Source organism: Clostridium sp. HCP1S3_C6 (assembly GCF_052066735.1).
Classification (GTDB): domain Bacteria; phylum Bacillota; class Clostridia; order Clostridiales; family Clostridiaceae; genus Clostridium.
Genome location: NZ_JBQHRN010000049.1, coordinates 1 through 10,837 on the forward strand (window position 1 = coordinate 1; position 10,837 = coordinate 10,837).

A 10,837-nucleotide genomic window follows, 5' to 3' on the forward strand; every position below is an offset into this window, starting at 1 on the left:
ATTATATGTACGTCTTAAATAATGTGTTATTTTTCTATATCCATAATATTGAGCATCTCCATTAATACCTTCTATAATATAATCCTTAATTTCATCATCACATACTTTTTTATTATTTTTAGTTAAAGAATATCCTATTGGCTTACGCCCAGCGGGCTTTACCTTGTCCTCATCTTTAACTTTATAGTTTATATTATAATAGTATGTAGATCTACCAAGTTTAACTATTTTTAAAACTAAAGAGATACAATATCCTGCAGTTATATATTTATTTGCAACTTCTATTTTATCTTTATTCTTTGTTCTGCTATCTCCATTGTGAAGTGATTTCTTGTTTTCTAAATAAGCCCTTATATCATCAATGTATCTTTGAATTGAACGTTCATCCACTCCAAAATTATGAGCTTCAATAGACTTGTTGATTATCTTTCCTTCACATAATCTATCATACATATCAAGGGTTATGGTATTCTTTTACTGTCTATCCATATCATTTCCATCCTTCCCCTAACCAATATCTTAATTCATCAGGATTCTTAAATATTCGCTTCTCTGCTACACGTTGTTTTCTTGCAAATTCAACACTATTCCTACTTCGATCTAAAGCAGTTCCATTTAAAGGGTTAAGACTTTTATCAATTCCATCAATAAATTCCTGATATTCCTTCTCAACCATTACAATATAAGATTTTAAAGCTTGAGCAAGTTCTTGGTCAACAGCGTTTAGCCTATCATAGTATTGTTTCAAAGCATACTTGTCATTCAATCCAAATTCTGCCATATACTTATTCACAGCTGCATCTATCTTAGTTCCATATCTAATCCTCAATTCTTTAAATACCAAGATAATAAGTCGTGCCCAAGCAACTAGATTCATATGCAAAACGAATACCAAAGCATTTCCACCTGATCTAATTGCAGCATCTACACCATCAAATAAGCACAGCGTACCATTACCAACTAATAACATAATTCTAAGATCAGCATGGTTTTCGTTTGGTATACAATCTTTCCAATCTTTTTTATGATAAAATTTTCTCTTTATAGCCCAAAGGACTCTTATCATTAATTCTTCCAAAATAACAGGAACTGCCATTGCACCACCATGACGTAAATCATAGCCTTCCTGAAATGCTCTTGTCATTAATACCGACAATGACTGTCTATCGTCTCCAATTTGGAATTTTCCAAAATCACATAGTAAGAATAATTCCATAAATGAAATCGGTAATCCTGTTCCTCTACCAATATTTCCAACAGCTCGACTTCCGTTACTTCCTGCGACATCGGAAATTAAATGTCCAATCCAATTGCAAAATCCACAGAATAATTTTGAAATGAAATCTGTCCCCTGAAGTTCAAATCCACGGCCTTCCGAACTTACTCTGATTAATTGACCATCAGATAAAAAGCTCCCACTATTGGTAAATTGGTCTAGTATCGAGAAAAAAAGTCCAATTGGATCAGGTGAGTGTGCAAGTGATTTAAAATGATGATTCTTTGCACTCATTTGGAAAGATCCCCCCACTTCCTTCGTACTTGTATGCTCATATGGCACAGGGAATTTTTTCTCTAAAAATGAAATTGCGGATGACATATTATTTTCTTTTCCAGGACGAGGACTCCAACCTAACGCCTTAGCAATCTTTTTGACTATTTCGTCCGTTGCTGCATCTGTCATTTTTCCAAGTTTACCAAGTTCAGTAACTTTAGTTGTTGCTCCTCCTACAAAGAAAATATCAATTAATCCCGCTAATGCACCACAACTGGCAGCAATAATATAATCATACTTATCACATTTGTCGTTGCCCCACTGCACTTCTCTTTCTCTTTTATCCAATACATTATAGTTTGTAGCCATTTACTTTCCTCCGATTGTTTCCCCAATTTTTTTTGAAAGAATTTCCGTAGTGTTAAATAAACTTTGTAATTCCATCATCTCATCGTTAGTATATTGTAAATAGTCTTTTTTTCTGAATTGACCTATTTTGTTCAACTGTTTTGAAATACCATTTGTTAATTGAATAGTTTCCTTATTCCAACTTCGAACAGTTTTATCTATTTCCTTTATTCTTTCCATTTCTTTTTTGATTGCAATAATGCTTTCTTCTGTTTTTTTTGCTATTTCCTTATTAGATATATTAATTGCTAAAAGACTTCCAATAAGAGATGCACCGCTTATTGCCCAACCAACCGGTCCAGCTAATGCCACTAATGCTTGTCCACCTAATACTCCAGCTCCTCCTGCAGCTACTGCGCCTCCTCCAAGCCACGCTAATGCAGCATTTGTCGCTGCAGCACCAGATAAAGATGCAATAGCAGTTCCTGTTGAAGCTGTTCCAAATGTCATTGCGACTGATAAAGCCGCTGAAGGAGCCATAGTTGCAACAGCAACACCACCTAATGTTCCAGCCATTCCATTCTTCATATTAGGTTGTTCAAGCATAATTTTTTTCTGTTCTTCCTGCAATCTATTATATGTTTCCATATAGTTTTTATATCTTAACTGTATATTTCCTAGCTGATTTTCAAACTCTCGTGGTCTATTTGCCAATTTAACTACAAACCGCTCCACTTCACAAATTGTACGAATTGCATATGTCCTTCTTGTCTTTTGGAGATTCTCCATATTACGAACCGCCGCATTAAAAACTTTCAGATATTCAGTATTTATCTTTTGTAAGTCCCTAATCGCCTGATCCTTATAGTCTGCATTTAGCATAAAAACACCTCCGTATTAAAACTCGCTCATATAAACTAAACATCTATTATTTAATTCATAAAATAGCTTTTCCATCTCAGATATTGATATTTCACATTTTATCGCTATTTCCTGTGCAGATAATATTCCTGTGGCATTAAGAAGAACCTCCTTTGCTACATCCTCAAATACCCCAACTTCTGTAATTAATTTTTCTCCATCAATCAAAACATCTTCAAAAGTTCTAATAATATATCTGTCCTGATAAAAGGTTTGTTCCTCTAAAGTTAGATGCTCAAGAAATGTAACAACATGTGGCTGCTCTAAATAATATTTCTCCCATGTAGGATTTAAATGTATTCTTACTCCATCATGAAACAATCCTTGGATAACATCTCTCTTATCTGGGTTTTTTGCAGCTTCTTTGTATTGCGCTTGCAGGAACTCATCAAACTCATGCTTTTTTTCGTATATTTCCTTTGTGGATAGACCTCTTGTCTCAACTACAGGTGATCTCATTGTATTCAAATTGTATTGTTCCAATTCTGGATGTAATTTCATTGAAAACATTTCCGGCATATTTACTATTTTCGTATTAGGATAAGGAGCAAAATATACCACATATAGTTCAATTATACCCTTAGCATTATTAATCAAATCTTTAGCAAGCCGCTTACTATCTTCAATGGATTCAGCACTTTCATTTGCTCCACCTATTATAAAATTGCCTGTAATACCTGAAATTCCTTGCTTTTTGCATATTGAAATACACTTATTTATCATTTCATAATTTGTATGTTTATTATACAAAGACAGAACATCATTATTCCCACTCTCAATACCAAACTGAATACAGGAAAGACCACTTTCAATCATAGTTTTAAGAGTCTCCTGATGATTCAAAACAAATGTAATATGACCTTCGCAAAACCACATGAGCTTTCTTTTGCGCATATTGTCACAGAATTCCAATATTCGCTCATCCTTTAATGTAAATGTATCATCATAAATACTGATGTATTCCATTCTTGGATTCAATGAAGTTATGTAGTCTATTTCCTCCATCACGTTATCAATGCTTCGGAATCTTACATTTTTGGCATTAGCACCCTCATAGCAGAATGTACACTGATAAGGACATCCTCTACCAGTAATAATTCCAACTATAGGTCCTTGCCTTAGATTTCCCATCAAGCTATCATCCATTGAGGGAAATGGTATCGAATCTAAATCTTGAATAACAGCATTATCACAATGATTGATAATTAGCTGATCTGTATCGGCATCTTTCCATATTAATGAAGGAACTGTATCCAGACTTCTTGTCTTATCTACAACGGCTTCTAATAAAAATAGTAATGGTATTTCCCCTTCACCTATAATGGCAAAATCATTCTTGGTCACATTAAAAAAATTATTATCTAAAGCAATTGACTGTGGTCCTCCAACTAAAGTTTTTACAAAGGGATATTCTTTTTTTATCCATGTAATTGTATGTGCTACTATTCTGATATTATCCGCAGCCGCATAAAACCCTATAATAGGAACCCTTTTATTACATATAGCATCTTCAATTTTATCTTTACATTCTTTTATATTTCCCGAAAATACAAAGCCTTTAAAATTATACTTTCTAATATAACCTGCTAACAAATATTGGCCTATACTATCTCTAAAGCTAGAAGAATAGCCACTACAATCTCTTGAAATATTAATCAATAGGATTTCATACTCCATTCTTAAGAATCTCCTCTCTGCGTTGCTCTAATTTTTTCCTATAAAACAGTAATCCATCGTGTAAAAAATAATTAAATAACACTTTATAATCCTCACATAATAAAGGTGGTTTTCCTATATCCCCATCAATACTAGCTTCTGCATTACATCCAGCATTGCACATTGCAACATACTTACATGATCTACACTCCTTTGGCATATTTACTGTTCTTCTTTCTATTAATCGACTAATAATTTCCGATTGATTAAGAGAACATGATTTATCAAAAATATTGCCAATTTTATATTCATTTAGATCCGAGTACTTTCCGCATGGATACACATCTCCCATATGATCCACACATACAAAATTTCGATTACAAACCGGATTAAACGTACACTCATGAATTTTTCCATCCGATAAAATGGCCTTCAAAATATTATCAATAGGAGAAATTGTTACATTGATTGAATTTTCGATAATGTACTCATAAATTCTAATTAAATACTCTGCATATTGTTGCTTGCCTAAAGATAATTCTGGGTGGTCATACACCTCTCCATAATTAAGCAATGGATTTATCTTTAAGTGCAGATTTCTTTCAGCGAAGAACTGCAAATACTCAAAATTTTTGTTCAATGCAAGACTTGTTAAAACCATTAAACAAGATACTGATATTCCTTCATCTAGCATCCTATCAATGTTGTAGCAAACTCTTTCAAATGTTCCTTTCCCGCCACAGCTTTTTCTTTCGATATCATGAACTTCTTTTGCTCCATCAATCGATACGCCAACATTAACCTTATATTTTTTAAGAAATTCCAAATATTCATCTGAAATATTCCAAGCGTTTGTTTGCATGGAATAATCTATCTTCATTTCGTTATATTCACTATTGATTTTTTCTATTGCATAGGCATAGTTATTCAAGCCAATTAATGTTGGCTCACCACCATGCAAAATAATTGTAACTGCACTATCTTTTTTATTCTTTGCTTCTTCACAAGCAAATTTCATTATCTGAAATAGCATATCTTGATCTGCCATTTCACATTTTGTTTTTTTCCCTAAAGAACAATAGCTGCAATCAAGATTGCAACCATTTGTTCCTTTAATAATGACTGTAAACATTACATTCTCATTCCTTCAAGTTTTGTAATTGCATTACTTATCTCACTTGTAGTTTTTCTTTCAAGAATTTCAATTGGCTCATAATATCCCTTGGTCAAATAACCTATATAATTATCAATTGTTGAAGAAAATGCTGAACCAAGTTGAAGGATAATATTATTGGCTATTTCATTATCATTTACTCCAATATCAAATGTTGAATATCTTGTTTCAGTTGTACTCTTCGTAGTGTAGTATTCCTTTTTAAAGATATATTTACCAACCTTCTCCAATAATCCCTTTGGTGGTCTTGGAACCTCTGTAACAGAAACATATTCATATGGGATACTATCCTGTTTCATTCTCATATCGCCAATTCCGTTTAAATTAAGATTTAGATCAGGTATTTTCTCTGTTTGACTTATAGCTTCTTCCGTACACACCTTGATGATTACATCTGAAACAGCTTTGTTAATCTGATCGCTTAATTCATTTTCAGAAATTTCTTTTCTGTCTCGTTCAACCTGTGCCTTAGCCACTGAAAGAATTTCCATTACTTTAACATTTACTGATGCTCTGATTTGTTCCAACATCCAGTCTTTTCTGTCTTCAAGTTCTCTTTTACTATCGTTGATTTTTCCACATACAGTACTAATTGATTCATTAACCAAACGAAGATCACTTATAATACTGTCAATCATCTCATTTATTCTACTCTTTGGCGTATTTCTTTTCATTTCTGCAGCATCGTTTTGCGTAATATCAACTAAAATGGATAACAACTTGCGCATATTGCTCTGCTCAAACATTTCCTCATCACCAGCCGCAAGTGCTTCATTCGCCAATTTTGCAGAAACAGTCAAAATGTTAGCATACTTTAAAACATCTTCCATTCCCTGCTCTTGAAGAGTTGTAAGCATATATTCTTCCTGATCTTTTCTATCTTTTTCAGACTTAGGACGCAAAATACTAATTTCTTCTCCATCATCATCAACATCAAACTCATATGTATCAGACTGAGTAAGTAACAATAAAATAGGCTTACCCATTTCATGTAACTGTTTTATTTCCGAAAACTCTTGTCTTGTACCTGCAGCATCTGAATTACATGCAAAAATAACTAAATCCGAATTTTTCACATACTCTTTAGCTAATTCTTCATTTTCAATTGTAACACTACCAATTCCCGGGGTATCAAACCAACACATTCCTCCAATGTTAACCCATTGAATTGTACTCGTTGCCTCGCTCTTGTTCACGTAGAATTCAGCACCATTGCATTCCTTCGCTTCATCCTCTGTTGTGATTTTCTTTGCCTCATACATTTTTCCTCTGTCATAGACATGTACCGGCATTTCCCCGAGTGAATCAAATGAAGTTGCAATGCCTGCCTTTTTAATAGAATTACCCATAATAAAATTGCCTAAATAACTCTTTCCAGCCTTAACTTTTCCAAAAACAGATACCGTGAAATGCTTTTCAAAGTCCTGAATGAACGTCATTCCCTTGACAGCTTCTTTGATTTTATTATTGGAATCACTCATTGTATTTAATAAACTTTGTGATGTCTGCTGGAATATCTCATTCATTCCTTCATCATTTGATTTTTCTATTTTTTCTCTTATTCCATCAATAATGCTTTTTTCATTCGCTTCTAGAATATCTAATACTTGTGCTACCTCATTTTCCTTCCTTGACACAGCGTTTTGAAGATTTTTAAACTGATCTTGCTGCGCAACCATAGTGTCCACAAAATTGTTTATACAATCTACCATTGCCATTTATTATTCCTCCTCAAGTACTTTATCTATCTTGCTAAGAAGCTTATCTATTCTTTCTGATTCAACACGTAATTCAGCACTTTCCGCTTCTGTTCTACTCTTCTCAAAAGTATTAATTGTATTATTTCCGTCAATTTCCACAGCATCTACATCAACCGTAATTCCAGGCTGATTTTTAAGTGTACTTGATGTCAACTGTGGATTTACACTACTTGATTTGTATTGATTAATCTCACATTTCAGGCTATTTAACTCTCGTTCCTTTTCCTCTCTTCTCCTACGCTGTCGTTCTGCAGCATCTGAATAATTACTGTAATTATCATAGTTACTATAGTTACTATAATTATCATAATCGCTATAATTGCTATCTCCCTGCACTGGTGTTGTTGCAATACCAACAACTGCACCTCCACCCACAACTGCAAATATTACTGCCATGTATATACCTCCAAACTCTCAGGATTAAATATTTTTGAGTTCCTGATCATAATGTTTTCTTTTTGATGAAAAATAAGTAAAAATATCTTTCCATGTACTTCTTTTTGATTTTGCCGTCTGCTTAATTCTGTCTGATATTTTCTTAATTTCTTTATCCTTCTCAGCTTTTTTATTCACTAAAATACTGTGAACCTCTATCAACAGTTCAGCCAATTCCGCTTCATCTAGTTCATTTTTCTTTTGCAGATATTCCTCCGCATATCCTTCCAGATATTCTTTCAATTCTGCAATTCCACTTTTATTAACAAGAATAGGCTTGTCTTTTTTCTTTCCATCAAGATATTTTTTTACTGATACTTCAAAAAATGGAATTTCAATACCCACTATTTCAAAAACAGCTTTCTTTACGTCATCAATAATATCTTGATAATCATCATCTTTTTCTACTGTATCTTTCCATGTACAGACAAATATTAATCGAGCCTTACATGCATCTAAACCACTCATCTTCCTTACAATCTGCTCAAGCCATTCTGCTTCACTTCTTACAAGTGGGCCTGTATTGATATTATGAATCATCATGATAATATCCGCTTCCATAATTGTACTAAAAGCTAATGCATCATCCTCTGATCTGACATCAATTCCCGGAGTATCAATATACGAAATATTATTTACGTCATAATAACTAGACATCGTTGTAGTTCTTGCAGCACCAGTAGGAAAATGCTCATTCTCAATACTATCTATCAAGACATTATAAAGGCTACTTTTTCCCGAACTAACCATACCTGTGTTTACAATCTTTACAATTTGTTCGTCCGCTCTATTTTGTATACCAAGATACCTTGTTGAGTACTCTTGCCCGCAGTACTTTGCAATATCGGCCACTTCTTTTTTTGAAAGTTTCATCATCCTAAATCACTCTCCTAAACCATAGCATTCTCGATTGACATTACCTCATTACGTATTTCACGTAATATTTTCATTTGACGATTTCCATTTTCTAAATTCTGCTTATTTAAGCAATCAATTTCCTGTATCTTCGAAATTAAATCATCATATTTTTCATGTATACCAGTGGTGACAATATCAATCATTAATCTGCACAAATCATCTAAATCACAAGTAGCAGCCTGCCTTGCTTCTTGCTTCTTTCTAATCTGCTCCTGCATTTTATATTGTGCATATTCATTTTTGATCCTTGCCTCAGCCTCCATACGCTCTTTTTTCTCTTGTTCTCTTTTCTTTTGAGATTTTAAAAAGTCCCAAAATCCTTTTTTCTCCTCTGGTAGTTCTTCCATTTTGTATTCTTCTATTGACTCTCCAGAACTAACTTTTCCTTTTTGTTTCACATCATAAGGATCAAATACTAAATTTGACATAGGATTCAAATACAAATTGAATCCCTTAAAATTACGTTCAAAATAAACTAATAGTTTATTAGTATAGTCCGAATATAAACTATCTGTATCTCGAAATACAGTATTTACCACACTTTCAAAAACCTCATAATCTCCATTCATATAAGAGTTAGTCAGCTCATCTGTATGGCTGTTTACAATCTGACGTATCATAACCTTCAATTCTTGTAAAAGATTTTCTTTATTACTTTCAATTATGCTTATCTTCAAGCCAAAATCCTCAAAAGAATTTCCACTAATGGACTGAGTAATTATTTTTTCAACTTCTGCTAAGCATTCCTTCAAATTGACAATTGGTTGCTTAAATAATGCCGCTATCGAAGCATCATTACTTATAATCTGTCCTATCCTTCGTTCAAGAAAATCCACCCCACTAGCAGCGTATAATTGTGGTTTTTCTCGTATTATCCCCGTCAATGCTTTTTTTGCATTTAAAACTATCACTTCATATTTGTCTACTATCTTATTATCCCGGCTTTCTTTAATCAGATTCTGGATTATCTTGTATTGAATTACTTTTAATTCTTGATCGTGATCAAATTTGGCTTTTTTCTTTTCTTCCTCACTCCAAGATTTATCTATAGCAGTTCCACGGTCATTTAGGACAATAATAAACGGAATATCCTTCACTACGAGATTTGCTAGTTTTTGATAATTTGCTCTATCTTCAAACACACCTTTACTGCTGATGACGAATAAAATAATATGACATTTGTTAAGATATTCTTCCGTGACCAATTCATGTTCTATCGGAGCGTCAACGCCTGGAGAATCTACTAAGTAATAATCACCCCTATCATACTCGCTTATCTGATCTGTCATTGGTCTATCTGCCATCTCTGCAACTTTTTCTTTACACAAAGAATTAATCAACGTACTCTTACCGCTGTTATATATTCCATAGACCATTACTTTTGGCTTATCAACATTTAGCAGTTCCAATACGCCTTCTTCTATTTTATCTGTAAAGTAAGCTGAGCAATCTGGTATCTCGCTATCAATAAAATCTACAACCTTTTGTGCCACATTACTAAGTCTAGTTGCAAAGTCCTGCTTTTTTTCGTTTCCCAACACAATTACCTCCTTTACTTTTTATCTAGGGCTTACTTTTTTCTATTGTACCTTATTTAGGTGACACTATTTGTCATCTTCGAATTTTTCTTTTTGCTTAATATATTTTCCCGATTTAATTCTCTCGTCTTTCGGTTTCTGCGCATTTTCTGGGATTGCCCAGGTGTTTCCAAACTTAATAGCACCCTCTATGCGTCCCTCTAAACATAAAGTATTAATTCTCCGTTCCTTGATTCCCTATTTTTCTGAAAACTCGGAAATCTTTAAATTTCCACTTATAGTTCACCTCATACGATACAAAAAAAGACACAGCCTAGTTCCGAAAAGAAAAAGACTGCCTCTCATAAACAATTCTGCAACTGGCTGACATTCTACAGTCCCTATAGTTTTGCGTCATATGTTTTCACATACTTTGCCAAATATATAAATATATTGTATATTTTACACCCACACTCGTATACTGTCAAATCTCGCCTTATATAGGCAGACCTGAAAGGTAAATTTTTTTATCTGACCATTTTTTCTGTAAATTTAACTTTTTTATATTAATTCACATTTTTGCTATGTTTTTATGAAATTATCCACAATTATATGG

8 protein-coding genes, 1 pseudogene and 1 riboswitch are annotated in these 10,837 nt (G+C 33.4%); all 9 genes and pseudogenes read right to left on the reverse strand.

Features of this window, described 5'->3' with window-relative positions; genetic code table 11:
• Nucleotides 1-453, reverse strand: a pseudogene (locus ACTNAO_RS12190) (hypothetical protein); the annotation flags it as partial.
• Nucleotides 454-490: 37 nt separating this feature from the next.
• Nucleotides 491-1,861, reverse strand: coding sequence for a hypothetical protein (locus tag ACTNAO_RS12195; protein WP_441029373.1), 1,371 nt, complete (start codon nt 1,859-1,861; stop codon nt 491-493).
• A complete protein-coding gene (locus ACTNAO_RS12200; protein ID WP_441029376.1) occupies nt 1,862-2,722 on the reverse strand; it encodes a hypothetical protein in 861 nt (286 codons plus the stop codon).
• A 15-nt stretch (nt 2,723-2,737) separates the two neighbouring features.
• The gene (locus tag ACTNAO_RS12205) at nt 2,738-4,438 is read right to left on the reverse strand and encodes a B12-binding domain-containing radical SAM protein (RefSeq protein WP_441029379.1); all 1,701 of its coding nucleotides are present in this window, start codon (nt 4,436-4,438) and stop codon (nt 2,738-2,740) included.
• Nucleotides 4,428-5,549, reverse strand: a complete 1,122-nt coding sequence (locus ACTNAO_RS12210; RefSeq protein WP_441029382.1) for a radical SAM protein — start codon at nt 5,547-5,549, stop codon at nt 4,428-4,430. The genes ACTNAO_RS12205 and ACTNAO_RS12210 overlap by 11 nt, the downstream gene beginning before the upstream one ends.
• A complete protein-coding gene (locus ACTNAO_RS12215) occupies nt 5,549-7,309 on the reverse strand; it encodes a hypothetical protein (protein WP_441048076.1) in 1,761 nt (586 codons plus the stop codon). Before ACTNAO_RS12215 ends, ACTNAO_RS12210 begins: the two co-directional genes overlap by 1 nt.
• A 3-nt stretch (nt 7,310-7,312) precedes the next feature.
• Nucleotides 7,313-7,747, reverse strand: a complete 435-nt coding sequence (locus ACTNAO_RS12220) for a hypothetical protein (RefSeq protein ID WP_441048078.1) — start codon at nt 7,745-7,747, stop codon at nt 7,313-7,315.
• A gap of 24 nt (nt 7,748-7,771) precedes the next feature.
• A complete protein-coding gene (locus ACTNAO_RS12225) occupies nt 7,772-8,662 on the reverse strand; it encodes a GTPase (protein ID WP_441029391.1) in 891 nt (296 codons plus the stop codon).
• Between the two features lie 14 nt (nt 8,663-8,676).
• A complete protein-coding gene (locus tag ACTNAO_RS12230) occupies nt 8,677-10,242 on the reverse strand; it encodes a GTPase (RefSeq protein WP_441029394.1) in 1,566 nt (521 codons plus the stop codon).
• Nucleotides 10,243-10,593: 351 nt separating this feature from the next.
• Nucleotides 10,594-10,669: riboswitch (cyclic di-GMP riboswitch) on the reverse strand.
• Nucleotides 10,670-10,837 lie beyond the last annotated feature (168 nt).

Coding starts and splice junctions, on each gene's coding strand:
- ACTNAO_RS12225 (WP_441029391.1), bottom strand. CDS start 8,662: ATGATGAAACTTTCAAAAAAAGAAGTGGCCGATATTGCAAAGTACTGC.
- ACTNAO_RS12220 (WP_441048078.1), bottom strand. CDS start 7,747: ATGGCAGTAATATTTGCAGTTGTGGGTGGAGGTGCAGTTGTTGGTATT.
- ACTNAO_RS12210 (WP_441029382.1), bottom strand. CDS start 5,549: ATGTTTACAGTCATTATTAAAGGAACAAATGGTTGCAATCTTGATTGC.
- ACTNAO_RS12200 (WP_441029376.1), bottom strand. CDS start 2,722: ATGCTAAATGCAGACTATAAGGATCAGGCGATTAGGGACTTACAAAAG.
- ACTNAO_RS12205 (WP_441029379.1), bottom strand. CDS start 4,438: ATGGAGTATGAAATCCTATTGATTAATATTTCAAGAGATTGTAGTGGC.
- ACTNAO_RS12215 (WP_441048076.1), bottom strand. CDS start 7,309: ATGGCAATGGTAGATTGTATAAACAATTTTGTGGACACTATGGTTGCG.
- ACTNAO_RS12195 (WP_441029373.1), bottom strand. CDS start 1,861: ATGGCTACAAACTATAATGTATTGGATAAAAGAGAAAGAGAAGTGCAG.